Annotated in this window: 20 protein-coding genes; 3 read left to right on the forward strand and 17 right to left on the reverse strand. The window is 32.1% G+C overall.

What is annotated here, in order from left to right; all coding sequences use genetic code 11:
* Window positions 1-71 precede the first annotated feature (71 nt).
* The 4 genes from BMY33_RS11215 to BMY33_RS11230 all read right to left on the reverse strand — a co-directional run bounded on the left by BMY33_RS11215 (window position 72) and on the right by BMY33_RS11230 (window position 7820).
* On the reverse strand, window positions 72-2552 hold the full coding sequence (locus BMY33_RS11215; RefSeq protein WP_091408372.1) for a T9SS type B sorting domain-containing protein: 2481 nt from the start codon (window positions 2550-2552) through the stop codon (window positions 72-74).
* A 77-nt stretch (window positions 2553-2629) separates the two neighbouring features.
* Window positions 2630-6049: a T9SS type B sorting domain-containing protein gene (locus tag BMY33_RS11220; protein WP_091408374.1), complete on the reverse strand. Its 3420-nt coding sequence runs from the start codon at window positions 6047-6049 to the stop codon at window positions 2630-2632.
* A gap of 27 nt (window positions 6050-6076) precedes the next feature.
* Entirely contained in the window at window positions 6077-6916 is an 840-nt protein-coding gene (locus BMY33_RS11225) for an ABC transporter permease (protein ID WP_091408376.1), read from the reverse strand.
* 4 nt (window positions 6917-6920) lie between these two features.
* Window positions 6921-7820: an ABC transporter ATP-binding protein gene (locus BMY33_RS11230; RefSeq protein WP_091408378.1), complete on the reverse strand. Its 900-nt coding sequence runs from the start codon at window positions 7818-7820 to the stop codon at window positions 6921-6923.
* A 140-nt stretch (window positions 7821-7960) separates the two neighbouring features.
* Here BMY33_RS11230 and BMY33_RS11235 point away from each other — a divergent pair, with 140 nt between their 5' ends.
* Together BMY33_RS11235 and BMY33_RS11240 are read left to right on the forward strand one after the other, a co-directional pair.
* Complete coding sequence (locus tag BMY33_RS11235; protein WP_091408380.1) at window positions 7961-9028, forward strand: hypothetical protein; 1068 nt, start codon at window positions 7961-7963, stop codon at window positions 9026-9028.
* A 106-nt stretch (window positions 9029-9134) separates the two neighbouring features.
* Complete coding sequence (locus BMY33_RS11240) at window positions 9135-9830, forward strand: hypothetical protein (RefSeq protein WP_091408382.1); 696 nt, start codon at window positions 9135-9137, stop codon at window positions 9828-9830.
* A 25-nt stretch (window positions 9831-9855) separates the two neighbouring features.
* On the opposite strand, the gene BMY33_RS11245 is transcribed toward BMY33_RS11240, so the two are convergent.
* From BMY33_RS11245 to BMY33_RS11280, 8 genes are read right to left on the reverse strand one after another with little or no spacing between them, the layout of a single operon-like run.
* Window positions 9856-10914, reverse strand: coding sequence for a nucleoid-associated protein (locus BMY33_RS11245; protein WP_091408385.1), 1059 nt, complete (start codon window positions 10912-10914; stop codon window positions 9856-9858).
* 12 nt (window positions 10915-10926) lie between these two features.
* Entirely contained in the window at window positions 10927-11436 is a 510-nt protein-coding gene (locus BMY33_RS11250; protein WP_091408387.1) for an IS1096 element passenger TnpR family protein, read from the reverse strand.
* 56 nt (window positions 11437-11492) lie between these two features.
* Window positions 11493-12521 carry a COX15/CtaA family protein gene (locus BMY33_RS11255; protein ID WP_091408389.1) on the reverse strand — a complete coding sequence of 343 codons (1029 nt, stop codon included), beginning with the start codon at window positions 12519-12521 and terminating at the stop codon, window positions 11493-11495.
* A gap of 25 nt (window positions 12522-12546) precedes the next feature.
* Entirely contained in the window at window positions 12547-13971 is a 1425-nt protein-coding gene (locus BMY33_RS11260; RefSeq protein WP_091408392.1) for a CCA tRNA nucleotidyltransferase, read from the reverse strand.
* An 8-nt stretch (window positions 13972-13979) separates the two neighbouring features.
* The gene (locus BMY33_RS11265; protein WP_091408393.1) at window positions 13980-14549 is read right to left on the reverse strand and encodes an L-threonylcarbamoyladenylate synthase; all 570 of its coding nucleotides are present in this window, start codon (window positions 14547-14549) and stop codon (window positions 13980-13982) included.
* Between the two features lies 1 nt (window position 14550).
* Entirely contained in the window at window positions 14551-15537 is a 987-nt protein-coding gene (locus BMY33_RS11270) for a glycosyltransferase (RefSeq protein WP_091408396.1), read from the reverse strand.
* Entirely contained in the window at window positions 15534-16463 is a 930-nt protein-coding gene (locus tag BMY33_RS11275; RefSeq protein WP_091408398.1) for a glycosyltransferase family 2 protein, read from the reverse strand. The genes BMY33_RS11270 and BMY33_RS11275 overlap by 4 nt, the downstream gene beginning before the upstream one ends.
* Before the next feature lie 3 nt (window positions 16464-16466).
* Window positions 16467-17270, reverse strand: coding sequence for a glycosyltransferase family 2 protein (locus BMY33_RS11280; protein WP_091408400.1), 804 nt, complete (start codon window positions 17268-17270; stop codon window positions 16467-16469).
* Window positions 17271-17380: 110 nt separating this feature from the next.
* Between BMY33_RS11280 and BMY33_RS11285 the strand changes: the two genes are divergently transcribed.
* Window positions 17381-18157, forward strand: coding sequence for a lipopolysaccharide kinase InaA family protein (locus tag BMY33_RS11285; protein ID WP_091408402.1), 777 nt, complete (start codon window positions 17381-17383; stop codon window positions 18155-18157).
* A gap of 13 nt (window positions 18158-18170) precedes the next feature.
* Here BMY33_RS11285 and BMY33_RS11290 read toward each other — a convergent pair whose 3' ends face one another.
* The 5 genes from BMY33_RS11290 to BMY33_RS11310 form a co-directional block, all read right to left on the reverse strand.
* Complete coding sequence (locus tag BMY33_RS11290; RefSeq protein WP_091408404.1) at window positions 18171-18917, reverse strand: LytR/AlgR family response regulator transcription factor; 747 nt, start codon at window positions 18915-18917, stop codon at window positions 18171-18173.
* Window positions 18914-19951: a sensor histidine kinase gene (locus BMY33_RS11295; RefSeq protein ID WP_091408406.1), complete on the reverse strand. Its 1038-nt coding sequence runs from the start codon at window positions 19949-19951 to the stop codon at window positions 18914-18916. Before BMY33_RS11295 ends, BMY33_RS11290 begins: the two co-directional genes overlap by 4 nt.
* A 4-nt stretch (window positions 19952-19955) precedes the next feature.
* A complete protein-coding gene (locus BMY33_RS11300; RefSeq protein ID WP_170837061.1) occupies window positions 19956-20822 on the reverse strand; it encodes a DUF4249 domain-containing protein in 867 nt (288 codons plus the stop codon).
* 10 nt (window positions 20823-20832) lie between these two features.
* Window positions 20833-23208 (reverse strand): TonB-dependent receptor, encoded by a 2376-nt coding sequence (locus BMY33_RS11305; protein WP_091408410.1) that lies wholly within the window; start codon window positions 23206-23208, stop codon window positions 20833-20835.
* 182 nt (window positions 23209-23390) lie between these two features.
* The gene (locus BMY33_RS11310) at window positions 23391-24149 is read right to left on the reverse strand and encodes a glycosyltransferase family 2 protein (protein WP_091408412.1); all 759 of its coding nucleotides are present in this window, start codon (window positions 24147-24149) and stop codon (window positions 23391-23393) included.
* Between the last annotated feature and the right edge of the window lie 15 nt (window positions 24150-24164).

Consider the following 24164-nt stretch of genomic DNA (forward strand, 5'->3'; position numbering starts at 1 on the left):
CTATCTTTTCTGAATAAAGATACAGAATACTCATATGATTCTTTAAGGAGAAACGAAGTTTTAGGGAAAGTTTATCGTATTAATGAAAAGCTACCTTTTCGAATTCTTCCATCACTGAGTTCTACTCGATACCAATATTCACTGGAAGGCATTAAAGTTCCTCCATAAGTTCCATCCCATCCATTTCCTGAGGGAACTAATTGCTTCAATAATTTTCCACTTCGATCAAAAATATAAATGATAGAATTACCTAAAACTTGAGATGAAATACCTCCTATATTCCAAGTTTCATGAAAACCATCTCCATTAGGAGTGAAATATTTAGGGAATCCAACAACCGAAATATCTTGCGTAGTTTCTGGCTGACATCCATTTTTATCCCTCACATATACCGTATGAAAGCCTGGCGGTACGTCGATAAATGTAGAACTATCTTGATAAGTTCTGATATTAGCGTTGTTATATACAATAGCATATTCATAATCGCCAGGTCCAGATACATTTATAGTAACCGCATTAGTATCAGATGCATCATTTATTTCAATTGGATCTATAATAATAGCAGGACCAGAGAGTGCAACATTTACTATTCTGTTTTTAGAACATCCTGTAATTTGATTAGTAACAATAACTTCATAAACTCCGTCTTGTGTTACATTAGTTGTTTCAGAAGTTTCTCCGGTAGACCATAAATAATCAAAATCATTGGAATTAGAGCCGGTTTGTAAACCAGCATCAACAATTATATTTTCATTTTGACATAAAATAACATCTTCCTGTTCTTCAATATCTGGTAATGAATTCACAAAAAGTGCTACTTGATTTATACCATAACATTGATTTAAGTTGTCTTCTACACGGGCATATACAATGTCTATTCCTTGTGTTCCGGCAGTAATATTAGTATATGAGGTTACAGAATTAGTTTCACTAAGAGCATCATTAATATTTTGATAATAGGCTACAGATAAATTAGGGTTATTAATGTTAAAAAGTACTTGAGCATTGGCAAGCGTTAAATCAAACTCTCTGAAACCATCTTCAATACCATCATCATCACATATAGTTAAAGAAGCATTACTTGCAGAAGTAATACTTACTTGAAGGTCTAATGTTGAAATTCTAAAACAATTATTATTGTCATCAGTAACACGAACAAATAATTGTTGGTTTGTCGAAGAATTCTGATAAGTATCTATATTCATAATTGAAGGTGCTCCCATGTTAGCAGCGGTAAGATCTTCAAAAAATGTAATAGTTCTGTCTGTACCACTTCCAGTAATTTGATCAATTGCTTGATTAAGATTGAATAACGTTATACCGTCTGTTGGATCATTATATTCATCACATTGTACAAGGTTAGAAGCGTTAGCAATTGGAAGAGGATTAACTCGCAATTCAAAATTGATAGTACTTAAACAAAGTAAAGAAGCATTTTCTTGAACTCTGACAAAAATTGTTTGTGGATTAGAGATGTTCGTATAAGGTGTTGTTTTATCAATAATATTAGCTCCAGTATCAGCGTCAGATTGAGATATATGATAGGTTAATGTGTAATCAGTAGGGTTTAATCCATTAAGAATTTCTGAATCCTTATTGTTTAATAAGAAAGAAACAAATCCGTTAGTATCATCGCCATCATCATCGGTATCACATACTATAAATGGAGTAGGAGTAATAATTGGTGGGCCGGGATCTGTTATTAAAATAAACGTATCTACCACAAAGCATTCTGTGACTGTATTTTCGATTCTCACATAAATAGTTTGGTTGTTTTGAGTACTGAGATAAGGACTGGTTAATGCTCCATTTCCTAGACTTGCATCTTCTTCAGAAGCGTGATAAGTAACAATGGTATTGATTTGAGAGCCAAGAATAGCAGAAGTGTTACTTTCTAAATCAAAATTTGTCATTCCATCGTTAGTGTCGGTAATTATATCACATTCTGTAAGATCTAAATTAGTAGAAGTACCTGAATCATTTTGTGGACTATCGGGTAGTTGTGCCGTTCCTGTGAACTCTAGATCAAAACCACCATTTTGAGAAAAATTGTCGATGAGTATATAGTATTCTTCTCCGGCAAGAGCATCGATAGATCGCACAAATCCGTTTCCTTCACCCCCAGGACCTTCACTAGTTTCTGTTTCTGTGTCATTAAGACCTGTTAAAGTTGATACGCCAGCCGCTGTGGGATTGGTAGATGAACATCTAATAGAGGTTCCGAGTGTACTACAGGTAACATTAGGACCGTAAACAGCAAAATCATAATCTTCACCAGCATTGCTAGATTCTGGCGTTATGGTAAATGCTAAAGTCCCTGACTGTACGATATCAACTTTAATCCATAAGCTTTGACTTTCCGCAAATGCGCAATCTGGAGGGAAATTACCGGGTAAAGCAAAATCATTAGTACCAACTCCATTCGAATTAAGCTCTAAATTTGTATTTCCACATACTATAATGCTATTGATACAATCTGTAGGCTCATTTTGAGTATATCCGTTAAAGCATAAAATAAAAAGTAATAAAGTGAAGTGTAATTCTTTTACCATCTACAATCTCTGTTAGGCCACGAATATACTAATAATATACCATAGCTTTATAGAAGAAGAAAAGGCGTGTAGGTGTATTACCTTATCAAAGAAAAACTTCCTTTTCGAATTCTTCCGTCACTTAATTCTACACGAAACCAATATTCACTAGAAGGCATTAACGTACCGCTATAAGTTCCATCCCAGCCATTACCAGATGGGACTAACTGTTTTAATAATTTTCCGCTTCTATCAAAAATGTAAATGATAGAATTTCCAAGTACCTGAGCGGATATCCCTTTTACATTCCATGTTTCGTGAAAACCATCTCCGTTTGGTGTAAAATATTTAGGAAACCCAACGACAGAAATATCTTGGGTAGCTTCTGGTCCGCAACCATTTTTATCCCTTACATATACTGTATGGAATCCTGGAGGTACGTTCGTAAACACTGGACTATCCTGATATGTTCTAATATTAGCGTTATTAAAAGCAATTGAGTATTCATAATCACCAGTACCTGAAGTGTTTATAATTATGGTGTTATTGTCTGAAGCATCATTAATTTCTATAGGTTGTATAATAGTAGCCGGAGAAGAATTTGTAACAGTAATCATTCTATCTTTAGAACATCCAGTAATTTGATCCATAACCGAAACAGTATATACTCCTTCCTGAGAAACACTAATACTTTCTGTAGTTTCACCATTTGGAGACCATAAGTAATCAAAGTTGTTGGAGTTTCCGGATTGTAATCCAGAGCTGATAATGACGTTGTCTCCCTCGCATAAAAAGGCTTCTCCTAATTCCTCAATATCCGGTAAGGGATTAACAAATAGTCGCACTTGATTAATACCATAACAGTTATTTAGATTATCTTCTACTCTTGCATATACAATGTCTTGTCCTTGAGTTCCTGAAGTTATATTAGTATATAATATAATTTCATTCGTTTCACTGAGTGCATTTTCGCTAGTTTCATAATAAGAAACAGAAAGGTTAGGACTCGTAATTCCTAAAAGAATTTGAGGATTTGCGAGCATAAGGTCAAATTCTCTAAAACCGTCTTCTATACCATCATCATCACAAACTGCTAAAACAGCATCACTAGCTGATGTAGTGCTTACGAGTAAATCCAATGTTGCGATTCTAAAACAACCAGTTAGATCATCTATTACTCTTACTGATAGTTGTTGATTAGCACTAGTATTTATATATGTACTGGTATTTGATATAAAAGGAGATCCAGCTTGAGCATCTATTAAATTTTCAAAAAATAATACTGAACGATCAGTTGATCCTCCAGTAATTTGATTTATTGCTTGATTTAAATTAAATGATGTTATTCCATCATTTGTATTCAGATATTCATCGCATTGTGAAATAGAAGAATTATTAGCAACTGGTAATACATTAATAGTAATAGGAATTTCTACAGTATCAAAGCAGGAAGTATTAAGGTTGTTTTCAAGTCTTCCGAATATAGAAGTCATTGTACTTGATAATATTGCGTTTCGGGGATCGGGAAATGGGTTTGTATTATTATCGGCATCAATTTGCGATGTGTGATAACTAATAGTAAAATCAGAAATATTTTGGCTATCGTATATATCAGCATTGATTGTTGTTAAATCATATGTGATTAATCCATTAGTATCATCTCCATCATCTGCATTATCACATGCAACTATTGGATTAGTATTAAAAGCTGTGGGTCCATCAAAAATCTGTACCTGAAAACTAGATGTATTATAGCAGACTATATTTTCTATATTCTCAATTCTAATGGCAATAGTTTGCGGGTTGTTTTCTGTTACGAAATTTCCAGATATTTCATTTATATCAGCATCAGCATCGGCAATCGATCTAAAATAACGAATTTGAAACTGACTAGGATCCTGCATTCCGAGAATCGAAGAGTTATAAATAGAGAGATCTAAACTTGTTACCCCATCATTATTATCATCACAGATGATTTCATTCATTGGTGTGTTTTGAATGGTAGGAACTTCAAAAAATGTCACATTAGCAACACCAATTAAAGGGCAACTTCCATCATTTAGATCAACTTCTAATCTATAATTTCCTGTGGTTGTAATGTCTAGAAAATAAGGAGTATTTGTGACTGCTACATCATTGATATACCAAGTATATGTGGCTGTAGAGATATCTTGATATTCAAGTCTAAATGTGTCTCCTTCACAAAGTAAAAGGTTTACATTATTTACATCACCATTATTTATGATATCAATTGACTGGGCAAAAATAGATTGGATAAAAGGAGGAAGGCCTATTCTGGATCCTCTTCTTCCATCTGTGTTAACTAATAACCCTCTATCACTATAGTTGATATTTATTGCTAATTCTTCTGGGTTTTCAATAACTCCAAGATAATTTCCAGTTCCCGAATCAAAATCATATAAGGCTCTGTAGATCCTACCATCTGGTCCTAATTGTAATGCTCCTGCACTAAAATTAGAATTGTCTTGCCCATTTTCATTTAAAATTCGAGTGCCACTAGCGGCGATTTGGTTGTCGGGTAATGTAAGATCGAATTGCATAAGAAAACCATTGCCAAATCCTCCGTCTCCAATACCAACTGTAGTATATAAACGTTGACCACTTTGTGAAAATTCAATACCGTAAGGCGCATCACCATTATATAATTCTATCTCATTACTTACAGTTCCTGTATTGTTATCAAAATCATAAAACAGTACTTTACCAGGGCCATCACCTCCAGTTACGGTAGTTAATCCAAAATGAACTACAGCTAATTTATCACCTTCTGGAGAGGCTTTTAGGTAACCTAATGCATTACGACGGTATCCAGAAATAGGAACAGTAACTCCAACCTGTGATGTAACGGGAGTAGTGTTAACACCTGTTTGATCAACACTAAATGCATAATAGGTATCAATAAAATGAGTAATTACCCAAAAAGAATCACAATCGTCACTTTTTACCGCTGTTATTTTTTCTGAACATCTGTATAAGCTTTCTAAAGAATCAGAAGTATCATACGTTATTAGCGGAAGATTTTTTTGACCAGAAATTACAGCCCCATTTCCTCCATCTAACGACATATCTACTACCGAATATAATAGTCCATCATTTACTCCATCTCCATCATTGGTGTTGGAATCCCCATCTGCATTAAAATGATGGGGCTCATCTACAGTAAAAACAATATAAATATTAGGCGTATTTGGTTGTGGAACAATCAATGCAGATGAAGTACTCGAAGTATCTCCTCTTAGATCTTCTCCATTTAACATTATCCCGTGATTCCGTGTGTAAATAGTTGAACCATCTGTATAAAAAAGAAGATTTCCAGTAGCATCAGATATTGTTGTACATCCTTCCAAAGTACTTATCCTACCATCTGTAAGTGGAGTAGGAGGTGTAGTACTAAAGTTGACTCCCGCATTTTGTCCAAAATACCAGTTATTAGCTTCTCCTTGCGAAAATACTGAAGCTCCTAATAAAAGGAAAAAGATGAACGATATGTGTTTCATGAGTTGATTTGCAAAAACTCAAAGATATTATAAATCTCTCTTTTTAAGAAGATAATATGAAAGTCTAACAAATATTGCAATCCAGATTAACACAATTAATATCTCATACCAGTGTACAGCATAGTCTCTTTGGAAGTTTTCTCCAAGTTGGTTAGCAGCAGATTGTATAACATTTAATCGAGTTACTGGTTCATTAATTAGATTAGACATACTGTCTAAAGGCAAGAATGGAATGATTTTATCTATAATGTCAGAATCAAACTTCCACTTAATTAAACCAGAGAACAATCTAAAAGCACCCTCGATAAGTTGCCAAAAAATCAAAAAACCAAGAGCGAAAGCAGAACGCTTAATAAGTATTCCTAAAAACATACAGAAAGAAAAGAATCCAACTAGTTTTATAAAGTATGCCAAAATAAATTCTAAATCAGAAAATATAATCGAAACCTCATTATAATCAGAAAATACTAATCCTAGAATTAATGATACTACGAATAAGAAAATAGTAGATATTAAAGAAAAAACTACAACTGTAAGAAACTTAGAGGCTAGAAATTCTTTTTTACTTAAACCATCTATTAGGTTTTGTTTTAATGTTCTATTGGAATATTCATTAGCCATAATGGATACAATAACAATAGCAAGAAAAAGTTTTAGCCAGGCAGCGATCCAAGAGTTTACGTGCCATATATATGGGAAATTAAATATCCCTTGATCCGCTAATCTAAAGTTTACTCCTCCAAAACTGAATTCATAAGATGCTATGAGAGAAATAAGCAGTATTAGAACAAAATAGGTAATGGTTAATACTTTTGCTGACTTATTATATCGTAATTTTTGAAATTCTATATTGAGTAATCGTAACATGGCTTTAGTTTAAGTTGTTGGTTAATTGTAAGAACTGTTCTTCTAAGCTTTCTTTACGCTTTACAAGATGTGTAAGCGTAATACCAGCATCATATAACTGCTTGTTCAGACTTTCGGCATCTAATTCATTATTCAAAAAAGCGATTAGTTTACCATCTTCTTCTTTAATATTACCAAAAGTGCTCTGTTCAGATAACCACTTCTTTAATATGCTATTTTGATTACTATTTAATTCAAAGAAACCATGACTTGCATTCATTTCATCTACCGGTCCAGAATATAGTTTTACTCCTTTTCGGATGATGACCACATGGCTGCATACTTTTTCTACTTCATCTAAAAGGTGAGAAGCTAAAAGAATAGTGGTTCCTTGTGAAGCAATTACTTTAATAATCTCTCTTATTTGATGAATTCCTTGAGGATCTAAACCATTTGTAGGCTCGTCAAGAATAAGAATTTCTGGGTCATTAAGCAAAGCAGATGCGATTGCTAACCGCTGTTTCATTCCTAAAGAAAAGGTTCTAAATTTACTGTCTTTCCTGTCTAAAAGACCAACAAGTTCTAACTTTTCTTCGATTTTATCTGTAGGGACATCTTTAATCTGACAAACCAATTTTAGATTTTGAGCAGCTGTCATATATGGATAAAAATTAGGACGCTCTATAATTGCTCCTACTTTTTTAAGTGCTTCGTGTGTAGAAGTAGATCCGTCAAACCAGGTAAAGTCTCCAGAAGTCCTATTGACAACATTAAGAACAATTCCTAGAGTAGTCGATTTACCGCTTCCATTAGGGCCTAGAATACCGTATACATTTCCTTTCTTAATAGTGAAGGAAAGATCATTGACAGCTGTTATTGATCCGAATCTTTTGGTAAGATTCTTCAAAGTTAGAATGGTTTCCAATTGTGATTATTTTTGGTGGTTATATTAAACTAGACGATCGGTATTAAGTTTTGTTACAATAAAGTTATGGTTTGTTAGTAATTGAATATTGTATTTAGCAACCTTTTCTTTTGTAAATTGCTAACTGAAAGCAGCTGAATATGGAAGAAAAGTTAATGTCTAAGAAGAAACCTACCTATCCAATTAATGATAGTTTGGATAGTTATTTAAAGGAATGTAATCGTAAAATTAAGATTCCTGTGTTTTATGATGATTTGTTGAGGTTTTCGGGTTCCATAGTTGTTTATGATAGTAATGATGAAGATACTTTGTGGGTTCGAGTATATTATGAAGAACACGAAAGGCCAGAAATTGAATCTAGTTTAAAAAAAGTATATACCATATTACATTCTGATGGTAATGAAGATGCGATCGAATTTCTTAATATAGATGCGATTGATTATTGCACCTTTGGAAACTCGAAGCCTTTTCGAGTTAGAGTAAGAAATATTCTTAATGATAACTATACTTATATTTATGTTAAGAAAGCTGATGCTTCTCGTATTTATGGATTGGAGTTAGAGCATATGTTCTCGCCCAATAGAATTAACTTTTTGGTATATAAAAATACATTGATAGAAGAGCATATTGCTGGGATTCCTGGCGATGTATTTATTAAAGATTTTTTGCCAGATTTAAGTGACCAGGCTAAATCTCAGATAGCCAAAGAGTTTGTGAAGTTCAATGAACGTTGTCAGATGCGTTTGTTAGGGGATATGAGATCTTATAATTACGTTATAATCCCTATTCATGATTTTGATCATGTAGAGTATAAAATCAGAGCTATCGATTTTGATCAGCAATGTTTTGAAGGGAAGTTAAAAGTATATCAACCACAATTTTTTAAGGAGAATTTTGATATGGTAGATATTGTAATGAATAAGCTTCAGCCTAGTTCTATAGAGCAGTATAAAAAAGAAGAACGTTCTATTCTTGCAAAGCGAATATTGAATTCTAGATCCCGTTATGAGACATTGGTAAATTGCATGTGTGAAGACACGATTTCTACAGAAGAAAATCTAAAAGAATTACGAGAGCATTTGTATAATTTTACGTTGGATTTAAAATTTAGAAGAAGTAAGTCTATGGGGGAAGTTTTAAAAACTGCCTTGGATTTTGTAAAACGTAATTATGAAAATGTAAATATGAAACGATTGTTGGAGGGTTGATATTAGTTAGATATTATATGGACTAATAACATAAAGTCTAAATTTTGCAAATTTTTAAATTGTAACATTATTTTCACCAGTAATATTTATGACTAAAATTTAGTTAATGAAAGTAAATCCATGGACTTTCGGAGGTCTGTTTTTATTAATGTCCTGTATTTGGATGTGGAATAACTTTGAACTTCCGAAATTTTATCCTTTTGAAAAAACGGCAAAAGTAGAGGCAGTAGTTTTTCATTCAAGACCAGTCCAACCAAGACTTCCTGATTTTAGAGGTGGAGTAAATGATCTAATGGTGAAATTTGTTTATCAAGTGGATAACATAACTTATGTATCAAAGTATAGAGCTCATAAAACTGGGCAATTTCAACGTTCAGGAGATTCATTACTAGTTGAATACAGTATTCATAATCCGCAAAGAACAAAACCTATTCTATACTACTATAACGTTTCTGGTAAACCTAGACATGAGGTTTTTGTAAAAAGTTTTCTGCATACAAAACCTAATGGATATAAGGCATTGGATTTAAGAGAAAATATATTTACTTATGAGGACTATGGAGAATATGGTGAACGTTTTATCAAAACTACTGGAACATATATTAAAGAAAGTGGAGTAATTAAATTATCACCATTAATTTATTATCAAAATAGATTGGTAGGGGATTCTATAATAGAAGAACCAAAACCTATTAACAAAGATGATGAGAAAATCTTCCTAAGTGATTTTATTGAAAATTCTGATAAATCAATTATAGAAGTAAATACAGCCCTTATTTTTAGGGCAAAAAGTTCTAGATAATACTTAACCTAGCACTAGCACTATATTAATCCTTCTGTTCCTTATTGAAATATACTAGGTAATAATACATTTGTTTTTCTTCGTCCCAGCCTTTTTCTACGAATTTTTCTGCAGATTCTGGATTGATGAAATCCATTTTAATTTGGATATTGGTGTCTAAATTAATGGTGTTTTTAATCTTCTTTCTTGCTGCAGAAACCGCGGTATTAGCAATAGGGAATTCTGTAAGGTCTTCTATGTGATATTTTGGAGCTTTTTCTGTCTTATAATGTTTAAATTCCGGAATAAGATCTGGATTATCTATAACCTCATTAAGGAAAGCAGATTCTTCGAAAGTGTCATTTTTAGCAAAGTGATTTACCGCTCGATTCATGAACATCACTTCTTCTTTTTTGTCTTCTGCAGGTAATACTACATCCTTTGCAAAATCTTGACAAAACTTCATGTATTTTTTGGTATAGAAGTTTTCATCTTCAAAAGCTTCTACTCCTAAGAAATGTTCTAACCAATATTTAGTATCGTAACGATTAGAGTCTACGGAAAGAATTTTATAACCCTCTTCTTTTTTATGGTTAAAAATCAAACAACCTTTATCTAATTTATTAAGATTAACTCCTTGTTGGTGGAGTAAGCCTATATTAGTTCCTTTTTCTTCAAACTGAAGAAAATCATATTTTAATTCTGATTTAAAAATTCCAACGGCAGAGGTCTTTTCATTATCTATCGTAAGGTTATCTAGATAAACAATATACACTTCACCACTTTTGATATGTGGGTGTTGCGATTGTTCATATAACAAAGAAGCAATTCTTTTCGATTTTTCGTGTGCAGATGAGGGATTGTTAAAAATTTCGGTAACTATTTTATATAGCGGATTAAATTCTACATCAACTTCGTTAGTAAATTGGAAATAGTTTTCTTCTTTTTCTCTAAAAGGTTTAAAAAAGTATTCCTTTAGTAATGCAGTTAATTCATCATTAAGTGCATATGGAGTGTCAGAAAGAAATATATTTTCGTTTCTACTTTTGTTCCCTATTTTGTGAATCGAAAGGGATTCAATTTGAGTGCTATATAAGTTGATCATATTCTTTTAGTTTTAATTCCAATGTTCGTCAAATCCTAATTCATCATAATCATCAAGGTCTAAGAAACCTTCATCATCACTATTTTGGTCTAAATCATCAGCTTTAAATTCTTTATCTGGAGCATTGTCAGGAATTTGTCCGTGAACGAACATAACATTCGGGTACTCTCGTCCATTTTCATATTCTGCAATTTCGGCAAGCTCTACTAAAAACGTCCACATACTTAAAAAATCATATATGTAAATTAATCGAGGAGAAGCTTCATGAACTACATCGATTAGAGATGTCTCATTCATTAGTTTTACAGGCTGGTTGCCATCACTCATATCGAAGAGAGATATTTCTTCTCCTTGACTCCATTGTTCATCACTAATATAAAAAGAAGCCATTTCCATACCATCAAAACCAAAAGATTGGTTAATAACATTGTGGAACTGCTCTAAAGTCGCATCTTGTTCTATTTCGATATCTCTAAATACATCTTCTTCTGTATCTAGGATAATTCTGAAACGGTAAATCATTCTTGAATAATTTGGATTGGCAAAGATACAAACTTGTTTGTGACTATTTTAGAATTTTAAGCTTCAATAACTTTATTTTTAAACACCTCTAGTATGATGTAAAACTGTACACCGAACAATAATGATGATAGAACTAAATGTAAAGGTTGTGATAGAAAAGGAAAATCAAAATAGTACATTAATATGCCTGTTAATGCTTCTAACCCTATTAAGCCTATAACCCAATTTAATTTGGATACTCTTAGTAGCATTTTTTTGTTGTACCAAAGTAGCCAAATGTTTATTAAAACAATCAGTATAGAAAATGATCTATGGACATAAAAAGTAAAGGTAGGAGGATTTAACCATTCCGATTTTGTTTGCTCCCCTACAATTTTAATTTGTTCGTCAACATATTGTCTTACTTGGGTTCCTAATGCTACTTGTACCAATGTTAGGACAGCAGAAAATAACAGCATTGTTTTAAATGTTTTGCTAAATTTAATAGATGTTATTTTGTCTCTTGTTAAAAACAACACATATAATAATATTGCTAGAATAATGAAAGCAACAAGCATATGAACCGTAATCCTAAGTGGTAGTAAATTAGAGTCTACCACAATTTTTCCTAACCAAGCCTGAAACGCCATTGCGATAATTGTGATACCAGCATAAATTGGTATTTTCCGGTTACTTTTCCAGAACCATAGAGATATTATAAACATTAATAGAATAGGTATTCCAGAAAGCACAGTAACAAGTCTATTTATATATTCTATCCAAGTATGCCATACATTAAATTCTGCATAATCGTGTTTGGTATAAGGTTCCCAATTATCAGGGTTATATGCTGTGGTGGATGAAAAATCTTTGGTTGCAATTCTTAATTCTTTACCTAAGATTACTATAAATCCCTTTTGGTATTCGTGATTAGCTTTCCATTGAATTTGTGCCTCTTCGGTTGGAGGGATGTAGTAGCCAAAGCATTTAGGCCAGTCTGGGCATCCCATTCCAGAACCTGTCATTCTAACAACCGCTCCAGCAATTATAATTAAATATATAAGTACGACAGATGTTATAACAAGTGGTCTGAAATATTTTTTCATATAGTTAATGTATAAATTCTAATCCTTAGCTACTCTTTAATCCTAGTTCTTCTCCTTTCTTGATCATAAATTGATATGCCGCATCATGTTCATTAGATATTTCTCCGTCTAATATAGCCTCTTTAATGGCCTCTTTAATGATTCCAATTTCACGTGAAGGCTTTATATTAAAAGTTTGCATTATTTCTTCTCCACTTACTGGAGGTTGGAAATTACGGATATGATCACGTTCTTCTACCTCTACCATTTTCTGTCGAACAATTTTGAAATTGTTGTGGTATTTTTTAAAACGTTTAGGGTTTTTTGTTGTAATATCTGCTTCGCAAAGCGTCATTAATTCTTCGATGTAATCACCTGCGTCAAATACTAATCTTCTAACCGCAGAATCTGTTACATCTGATGCGATAACAATTGGGCGAGAACTCATCAATACCATCTTTTGAACAAACTTCATTTTGTCATTTAAAGGCATTTTTAGGCGCTTAAATAATTTGAATACCATTTTAGAACCTACAAATTCATGACCATGAAATGTCCATCCTACTTTTTTACTAAATCTTTTAGTTGGTGCTTTGCCAATATCATGTAATAACGCAGCCCAACGTAACCATAAGTCATCAGTGTTCTCGGATATGTTATCTACAACTTCTAGAGTGTGATAAAAGTTATCTTTATGCTTTTGGCCCTCTACTTCATCAATCCCTTTTAGAGCAACCAATTCAGGTAGTATATATGGTAATAAACCAGTTTTTTCCAATAGTAGAAAACCGACTGATGGTTTTTCACTAAGCATAATTTTATTTAATTCATCAACAATACGTTCTTTAGTGATGATTTTGATTCGATCCTTATTTTTTGATATAGCTTCTAATGATGTAGACTCAATCTTAAAATTTAACTGAGTTGCGAAACGAATTGCTCTCATCATTCGTAGAGGATCATCGGAATAAGTGATATCTGGATCTAATGGAGTACGAATAATTTTGGATCTTAAGTCTTCCAATCCGTTAAAAGGGTCTGAAATATTACCAAAATTATCTTCTGAAAGATCTAATGCTAGCGCATTAATAGTAAAATCTCTTCGGTTTTGATCATCTTGTAAAGTTCCATTCTCAACAATAGGATTTCTGCTATTTTCTTGATAAGATTCTTTTCTAGCACCCACAAATTCAACTTCAATATCACTGGCTTTTAACATTGCCGTTCCATAAGTCTTGAATATCTGAACTTTTGGATTTCCTGGAAGTAGCTTAGAAACTTCTTTAGCTAGTTCAATTCCACTACCTACGGCTACAATATCAATGTCTTTTGCAGTTCCTCTTTGTAAAATATGATCTCTTACAAATCCTCCAATAACATAGCTCTGTAATTCCAGGTTTGCTGCTGCTTTGGTAATTGTATTAAAAACAGAATGTTGTAATGCTTTTTTATAATTTTTCGCTTCCGACATGAATCAATTTACTTCCTGATAATTTTCACTGTGCTATCACCACCTATTTTAATAATCGAAGAAGGCTTAGCATCTTTATTTTTCAACGGCAAATTTACAACATAGTCAACGCCTTCCAAAATCTCTTTACTTATTTCTTTCAAGTTGCGAGGCGTTGATTTTCCACTAATATTTGCAGAAGTAGAAACAATAGGTTTTTTAAATTTTCTAATTAGTTTACTGCAAAATGGATCGCGCGCAACTCTAATTCCAAGTGTATTGTCTTCGGCAATAAGATTTTCAGCCACTCTTAGTGGTCTGTCATAAATTATTGTTGTCGCTTTAGTAGCATATTTTAAGATGTCATACGCAACTTCAGGAACTTCTTCTACATATTGTTGAAGCATTTTAAAATCACTTACTAAGCATAACATAGCCTTGCTGTCGGCTCTTTGTTTTAAAGCGTAAATCTTATCAACAGCTTCTGCATTGGTGGCGTCACATCCAATTCCCCAAACAGTATCTGTAGGGTAGAGGATAAGTCCCCCTTTTTTAAGAATATCTATTGTTTTTTGTATTTCTTCTTTGTGATCTTCCATTCTAGTTGAATTTTGGAATTATATTTTCCTTGTCAATAAACTTAGGTACTTCGTTATTCAGGTTTTCCCCTTTTAAAATTTTTTCATAAAGTTGTACATAAGAGGCGGTCATTATTTTTGCATTGAAATATTTAGCCGCGTATTCATGACAACGTTTCGGATCATAGTTAAATTCTTTAATGGCCTTGGATATTTCACTAGCATTATTACTGGTAAAACCAACTTCAGAAGTAATTAATTCTGGCAATGAGCCATTTTCTGTCCCAAAAACAGCACATCCAGCATATAAACTTTCTGTAATGGCTAATCCAAAAGGTTCGTGCCATTTCACAGGAAAAACAAGTCCTTTAGAATACTGAATAATTTCCATTTTGGCACTATTATTTACCATACCTCTAAAAATAATTTTAGGATTTAGTATATATTTTAACCCTCTTTTTAAATTTCGGAAATTCCATTTTTCTCCTCCAAGAATGTGTAAAGAATTACCTGATTCAAGAGTAATTTTAGCTGCTCCAAATACATTTTTTACTTTCCAGGCTGCCTTGCCTAAAAAATGTAGATAATCTCTTTCTTTGTTTAATATAGGGTCAGGATAGTCATCCCAATCTAAACCATTGTATACATACGTAGACGATCCATATCGTTTTGCGTGATTTTTTGAAATGAATACTGTATTGATATTTAAAACCTCTTCTTTAGGAGGGTTCGTGTGCATGGTAACAATGACTGGTTTATCAACATCATAAAGCGGTGTATGACTAAAATGCGCGATATCAATATCATCGGGAATCTGTGAATTTAAGTCTTGCTCAGGATTTAGCTCTAATACTTTTGCAAAATCACATTGAGATCCAATTCTTACGAGATAAACCACCTCATGCCCGAGTTTATGTAATTCTTTTCCAAGACCCCAAATAACTCGTTCAATACCTCCATAATTAATTGCTGGAATGATCCCTGAATTGTCAACAATCAATACTTTCATACTATTGGTTTAATTTTTTGCTTATGTTTTAAGGACCTTGTTAGGGGCGCTTGTAATAATAACGTGTAAAATAATGGCCAGTATTTTGGTTTTACAATACTGCTAAAGAAATATCTGATTTGTAGATAAGTTAAGAGTATATAAAAGGGAATGACACCATAATGTTTTTTTATGATATATAGCAGAGATATTTTTAATTCTGTTTTGATAGCTACCGATTTTTCGGTACTTGCCCCGTGATAATGAATAAATGTGGCATCTGGAACTAAATATGCTGATTTGTTAATTTTTACCAGACGTTTACAGATATCAGTTTCTTCATAATATAAAAAGATGTTAGTGTCGAACCCACCAACAATATTGAAATCTTCGGCTCTAAAAAACATAAAACTTCCAGCAATGAATTGTCCTTGTTGGGGTTCTGTATATAACTTTTTACGTTTAGGATATTTTTTAGAGTTAAGTTTCTCAAGAAACTTTCTTCCTAAAATCTCTCTTCCCAATGATGCAAAATGATCTATAGTGGGCAAAATCTTTTTATCTTCTGTAAAAGCTTGTGGGCCACATACGCCAACATCTGATCGGTTATCCATAAAATTTTTGAGAGAAGAAAGACAATCACTCTCTAATATGGTGTCATTGTTAACGAACGCCAAGTATTTTCCGGTAGCTTTTTGTACTCCGATCATATTTCCACTACCGAAACCAGTATTGATATTACTTCGGATTAGCTCTATGGAAATATTATTTTTAATAGATTCAATATAAGTGTTAACGGTTTTATAGCTTTCTTTTTTAGATCCATTATCTACTACAAGATATTGACAAGATAGCTGCTCAGAAGTATGTTCTAAGAGTGATTTTATACAATTAACAGTATACTCTTCGGAATTATAATTAATGATAATGACAGAGATGTCAAACATAATTTAGTTTTTTAGGTATTGATCAACTCCTTTTTCTATGTAAGTCACTTTTTTTTCAGTGGTTTCCTTTTCGATTATTTCATTTACATGGATATGACTTTTATCTTGTTCTTTATGATAAATATGGTACACAATTCCTTTGTATTTTAATCGTTTTCCTTTAATACCGATGTTAATTAGTCGTTGAATCATTTCGCTATCATCAATACCCCAACCGGTCAAAGATTCATTAAAACCATTGACTTTGAGGAAATCTTCTCGCCAAAAGGACATATTACAACCTCTTAGTTTAGAAGAACGTTTGTCTTCTGTTTTATATTTATTGGCAAGAAAAGGGATTCGTAATGTGCGTCCTCTTTTTTTGATTCCTTTAGAGAAAAAACCAAAATGGGTTTGCTTTTTCTTAAACAATGTGTCTAAGTAATCCTCCTGTATGTTCACACGACTCCCATATAGAAATACACTTTTTTCAGCCATGGAAAGATGATCTTTTACAAAGTCTTTATGCATAATAATATCGCCATCAATCTCCACAATATATTCAAACTTAGCACTAGCAATGGCTTTGTTCATTATAGCGGGTTTTTGGTTTTTATTATCCTCGTGCCAAATGTGGTGTAAAGGCACAGGAAAATCTCCTTGCATTCTTTTAATTAACTTACTTGTTTCTTCTCTAGATCCATCATCGGCTATGATTACTTCATTAGGAAGATGTGTTTGTTTTTTTATGCTTAAAAGTAGTAGCTCTAAGGCTTCTGGCCAGTTATATGTAGGTGTTACCAAAGAGCAAGTAGGATACTTTGTCATTTTAAAAATGTTTGTTTTGCAAAGTAACACATTTCTGTGCAAACAATTTTATAGAACGTCTTTCCTTTTAAAAATCTTAAATACTACCTTTGTTCATTATTCTAAACATAATGCCGAACAGATTTGTAGTACATAATTCTAAGAAGTTGTTAGCTTCTGATATAAAGAATGCTATTGATAACTTTGAAGAATATACAGATATATTAGGAGACGCTGAGCGTAATGTGATTAAGATTATTAACCTTAATGATCAAAAATATACCATAAAGTCATTCAAGATTCCTAATATAGTTAATCAAGTAGCGTATAGGTTTTTTCGGAAATCTAAAGCCGAGCGATCATATATGTATGCCAATAATTTATTGGATTTAGGAATAAAAACACCTTTTCCGATCGCTTATGATACCCGAGCAACTCCGTTTTTGTTTAAAAAGAGTTTTTATGTTAGTGAATTAGTAGAATGTGATCTTACTTATAGAGAATTAACAACTGATTTTAGCATTGCAGATCATGAAGATATATTGAGAGCTTTTACGAGGTTTACATATGAGTTGCATAAGAATGGTGTGAATTTTTTAGATCATTCTCCTGGGAATACTTTAATCAAACGAAAGGAAGATGGGTATGATTTTTATCTAGTAGATTTAAATCGGATGGAGTTTGGTGAAATGAATTTCGAAACAAGAATTAAAAATTTTGCTCGTTTAACAATACACGAATCTATGATTAGGGTAATGAGTAATGAATATGCTAAGTGCACTGATGAAGCTGAATCAGATGTTTTTAGATTAATGTGGCAATACACCCAGGAGTTTCAGAATCGTTATCATGGTAAACGAAAATTGAAAAGAAAAATCTTTTTCTGGAAAAAGAAATACAGAGATTAGTACGGGTGAAAAATTATAAAGAAAGCCATTTTTTGAACTTTCCTATTTTTTCTATCGCGACAAAAATATTACTTTCAGAAGTGTCAGGATCTAATGATATTTTTATTCTTGACTTCGAGGTGTAATACATCTCTCCAATCGATTTTAAATGGATAATATATTTCCTGTTAATTCTAAAGTAATTAGAAGGATCTAATTCTTGTTCTAATTTTTTTAAAGAAAAATCCACTGGAGTTTTTTTACCATTCCAAAGTTTTACAAAAGTTAGTTTTTCTTCCGTATAGAAATATGCAATTTGATCAATTTCAATAGTTTTTAAACTATTATTCATTTTCACTAAAAATCGTTTTTTATAATCTTTTCCGTTATGAAGAAACAAGTCTTTGTATTCGGGTAACTTGTTTTTATTAAGTCCAAAGAATTTATCGATGCTTCTTGATAATGAGTTTTTAGCGACTGGTTTTAATAAATAATCAATACTATTTTGTTCGAATGCTTTAATTGCATATTCTGAGTATGCTGTGGTAAAAATTATTGGAGTATTTATTTCTAGTATTTTAAAGATTTCGAAAGAATACCCATCAGATAAATTGATATCCAAAAAAATTAAATCAGGACTCTCTGTCGATAAATATTGTATTGATTCATTTATAGAGGTCAGAACCTTAACAATGATTATTTGGTTATTGACTTCTTGAATTAGATTTTGTAATCTAATCGCTGCAATACTCTCATCTTCTATAATAATAGCTTTGGTCATATTTCGGGTTGAATAAGTGGGATAGAGGCTATGTAGTTGTTATTGAAAATGTTAAAAACAGGAATTTCAGAATGCAACATCTTGTATTGATTTACTAAGTTCTTTTGTCCGATACCAAGCGATTTTTCATAATCATTATTTTTAGGTTGGAAGTTATTCACGACTTTAAGACTTAAATTATCAACAGAAATAGTTATTTTCAAAGGTTTAATGATGTCCACACTGTTATGTTTGATAGCATTTTCAAAAAGTAATTCTAAAGTCATAGGAGGTAGTAGAAGGTGCAGTTTAGATTCTTCGATATCATTTTGAAAAATAATACTTTCTCCAAATCGAATTTTCTGCAATGACATGTATGAATTAATAAGTTCTAATTCTTTTTTTAACGGTACTACTACCTCTTCGCTCTGAGTTAAGTTATAACGGTAAATATTAGATAATTCTTGTAAAAAATGTTCTGCTTTTTTAGTATCAATACTTATTAGACCAGATAAACTATTAAAACTATTAAAAAGAAAGTGAGGATTTAATTGTTTTTTTAAGGCCAAGTATTGAGCTACTGATTTTTCATTTTGATATTGCGTAAGTTTAATTTTGATGTCCTGTTTCTCTTGCTGAGATTCTAAGAAAATTTCAATAAAATATACGAAAGCGATGACTGCGAAATTGATTAATAAAACGAGCCAGAACACCAAGTCAAAAAAAGATCTTTCAATTTCTTTATCATTTTCAAATGTATAAGCAACTGTCTGCCAGATAAATGTTAGTGTAACTGTTTTTATTATAATAACGGTAGTCCAAACACTTAAGAACTGAGATCTATTTTCTATATTTATTATTTTTGGAATTAGTTTGTTTTTTAAATAAACTCTAGACCAAAAAATAAACAAAGTATAAATGAAACTTACAGGTAATAATATAATAGTTTCGGAAAGCCCTTCTTTTAGATCAGCAGTATAAATTTCACTAATAAGGTGAAAAGCATTAAACAGAAGAATAATGAATAAATAAAAATAAATCCTGTTAGTTTTCAATTTATTAGTTTTCTATGATTGTTATGGTGTCTTCTTCGATGTCTACTGCATAAAAGTATCCTAATGCTCTATTATTGGGATTGCTTAAATTTATTAAATTTCCACGTATTGAAGCTGGTGGCGGGTTACCAATTATTGGATTACCTAAATTCCCTGTTTGTATAAACAATTCGTTTAAGAAATCGAAATAGTCTTCAGATATTGAAAGTTGTTGTGCTGTAGCAATATCTCCGATTTCAAAAGGCACTTCATCATTTGGATTTACACCGATACGTTGTCTACCATCAAAGAATTCATCTGAAACAATTAAAACTTCACTATTTCCTGGGTCCGGAACAATAATAAACTCGTTATTTTTGAAAAGACGATAGTAATAAAAATTAACAATATCTATAGGGTCTGTGGTATCAAATTTAACAAAGTATCCAGCATCTGTTGCTATTGTTTCTTCTTCAAATTCAAAATAAAAATCATCAAAAGATGGCACTTCGCTTATGGAATCTGACCCTTCGTAGGTTTCTCCATTCCAGTTTATTGTAATGGTGTATGTGTTTCCGATTTCTGGGATGATTTCAGAGTTTTCGTAAATTCCATTAGATGTATGTGTAAATGTCCAGGAATCTGTATTACTTGTCACAACGACAGATGCGTCACTTATAGAAGGCAATTCTTCTGTGGATAGAAATGAAGCAGTAGTCATTAACTGTATGCGTTGTGCCGTTAATGGAGTGATAGTATTTCTTTCTAATCCTCCGTTGATTACTAATCTTGGAGTGCTTTCGTTTAAAGTGATATCACTAGTTACATCGGTTTCACAGGATAGAAAGAGTGATGAGATGATTATTACGGATGTTATAAATAAATTTTTCATTTGATGTTTTTTAAAATTTGAACTCATAGGATATGCTTGGGACTATACCAAAGAAAGACAATTTGGTTGCTTGCGTCATTCCGGTAGCAATTTCTTGATCTCCCACTTCTCCCACTTCATTGAAGTAGATAGAAGCTGCATTTTGCCTGTTATATACATTCACTAGACTAAATACCCATTTACCGTTTTTCCCTTTTTTTGGGTTTAATGTAGCTGATATATCTAATCTGTGATAGGCAGGTAGTCGATTTCCATTTCTGTTGTTATAATCAGCAACGACTAATCCATTTTGTTCGTATCGTCCGGTAGGATAGGTTACTGGTCTTCCTGAACCAAAAACAAAATTAGCTCCAAAATCCCATCTTTTATTTAGTTTATAGAATCCAACTAGGTTTAGTTCGTGTAATTGGTCACTGTTGGACGGATAATATTCATTATTGTTAATTCCGAGAACTTTAGTTTCTGATTTGGCAAGTGTATAACTTAACCAACCGGTTAATCTACCTTCATTTTTATTCAACTGCACTTCTAATCCGTATGCTCTTCCATCTCCTTGTGCAATTTGCGTTTCTATTTCTTCAGTAAATATTAGATCTGCTCCATCAATAAAATCAGTAACATCATTGAGTTTCTTGTAATATGTTTCGAGACTTAGATCATATTTTCCTTCATTAAATGATTTGAAGTATCCTAATGCTAATTGATCTGCATATTGTGGTTTGATGTAGGTGCCACTTGGAGACCATACGTCTAAAGGAGTAGGAGAGGTAGTGTTGGAGATTAGATGCAAATACTGATACATTCTATTGTAACTTAGTTTAAGAGAATTAGAATCGTTTAATAAATACCTTGCTGATACTCTAGGCTCTAATCCATTAAATGATTTTATATTTTCCCCAGAACCATATTGTGTGGTTCCTATCACTTCATTCTCTTCATAAATATCTTGTTCGGCATTATAGGTTAATGGACTTCCTGTTTCATATTGATTTATTTCTTGGGATCCTAGTCTAAAAAAGTTAGACCATCTTAGTCCATATTGAACACTAAGTTTATCGGATAGTTTTTGTTTTAAGTCTACGTAAATTCCATTTTCTAAACCAAACTTATCACTAAACTCTTCTTCATTAATGCTAGATCCATTTAGAGAAGATATTTTTCCTGGTTTGAATTGATAATAAGTCATATCAATTCCTGTTTTAAGCGTGTTGTTATTGTTAATGTACCAAGATAATTTTGGCTTTAAATTGTAATTGGTGATACTGGATTTCCATCTAAACTCGGAACCAGTTCTGAGATTATCTAAGTTATATTCGTAATTACTAAAAATAGCAGAGGTTTGTAAAAATAGCTTTTCATTGATAACGCTTGTCCAGCGAAGTGTTCCAGATGAGTTTCCCCAGGTTGTCCCTAGTAATCCATCGAGTTCAAATGTATCTCTACCGAAATACCCTGAAAGAAACAATCGATTGTTTTTATTGAGGTCATAATTTGCTTTTAGGTTGAAGTCATAGAAAAATAGTGAACTATCTTTGAAATCTTCTAGAAGGAAAGAAAATAGATCTATATATGACCTTCTGCCAGCTAACATGTAACTGCCAGAAGCTTCTTCTTTATCTCCTTTTAGAATAGGCCCTTCAATTAATGCTTTGGCAGAAATAAGACCTATTCCGATGTTTCCTCCGAACTTTTTGGTATTTCCTTCTTTTTGCTTTATATCGAGTACAGAAGACAATCTTCCTCCATATGTTGCGGGAATTCCTCCTTTATATAATTTTGCATTTTTTATAGCGTCAGAATTGAATACTGAGAAGAAACCAAATAGATGTGAAGCATTATAAATAGTGGCTTCATCGAGTAATATTAGGTTTTGATCAACAGAACCACCTCTTACATTAAATCCAGAAGAGGCTTCGTTTACGCTAGATACTCCGGGTAGTAACTGTAATGATTTTAATACATCAGGTTCCCCAAGAATAGCAGGCATTTTTTTTATAGTTTCTCCTTGCAATGAGATAACACTCATCTCAGTTGATTCTATTTTTTTTCTGGTGTTATTAGATGAGATGATAATTTCATCTAATTGAGCTAATTCTTCCGTTAGGTCAAAATCTATTTTTTGGTTATTTGTGATTTGAATTTCTTTAAGAATAGTTTTATACCCTAAATAACTGATTTCTATTTGATGGCTTCCTTTTTCTATGTTTATAGAGTAGAAACCATAATCATTTGTTGTGGTTCCTATAGAATTATCAATAATGATATTAACTCCAAGTAATTTTTCTCCGGAACTAATATCTTTTATATATCCACTTATGGTAAGTTTTTCTTGTCCAAATGTTCCAAGTGCATATAAAAAGAGCAGGTATACAAATTTTTTAGTCATATGAATACAGTTTTAAATAATTTTTACTCAAAACTATATGAGAAGCCTTGCTATGTTTTAGAAATTTGGATAAGCCTTGAAAAAACCTGATAAACCATTATTTTTTTGAATAAACAAATAGTTAATCAGTACTTAGTTTTAATAAACGTCTAGCAATGATATGTTTGGGCTGGTTGGCTTAACTACCTTTTTTGTTTAATCAATTCTCTAAGTTTAGAATATTTTAGAAAAGTAATGTTGGCAGTTTGTATACATATAACAAAACCATTAAAACCATCTAGAAAACCAAATCTTAAAAAATAGGCTTTAAAAAATGCCCAAGTTGGATTAAGAATGATTTTCCAAATGGGAGCTTTTTTACCTAGTTTATAATAAGATTGTGCAGATATTGTGGAGAATTTATCAGTTTTAAGATTAAATTCTTGATAGGTTGCGTAGTTCCAATGTAGTATATCTCCTTTTAATTTTGAAGACCCTTTTGGATTTACCAGTTTAAAGGAATCATGCGGATTTATGCCTTTCCACTCCCCTCTTCCTTTTATAAAAACTCTTAGTTTTTTATCGGGATACCAATCCGAATATTTTATCCACTGTCCACAAAAGTTATTATAACGATTCATATAATATCCTTCATGAATCCAATTTGATTTTAATTTAATTAAAGAATCCTGAAGCTCACAGGATAAAGCTTCATCACCATCTAAAGATATAATGTGATTATTAGAAGCTTGGGCAATAGCAAAGTTCTTTTGTTCTATGTATCCTAAAAACTCCTGTTTAATAAATTTTACATCAAATTGTTTGCAAATTTCTTCTGTTCTATCTGTAGAAAAAGAATCTACAATGACAATCTCATCAACGACACCTACTAAAGATGAGAGACATCGCTCTATTTTTTTTTCTTCATTGTAAGTGATGATAACAGCAGATAGTTTAACCATTCAGATGTTTTAAGA

This window comes from Aquimarina amphilecti (assembly GCF_900109375.1).
In the GTDB taxonomy this organism is placed as follows: Bacteria; Bacteroidota; Bacteroidia; order Flavobacteriales; family Flavobacteriaceae; genus Aquimarina; species Aquimarina amphilecti.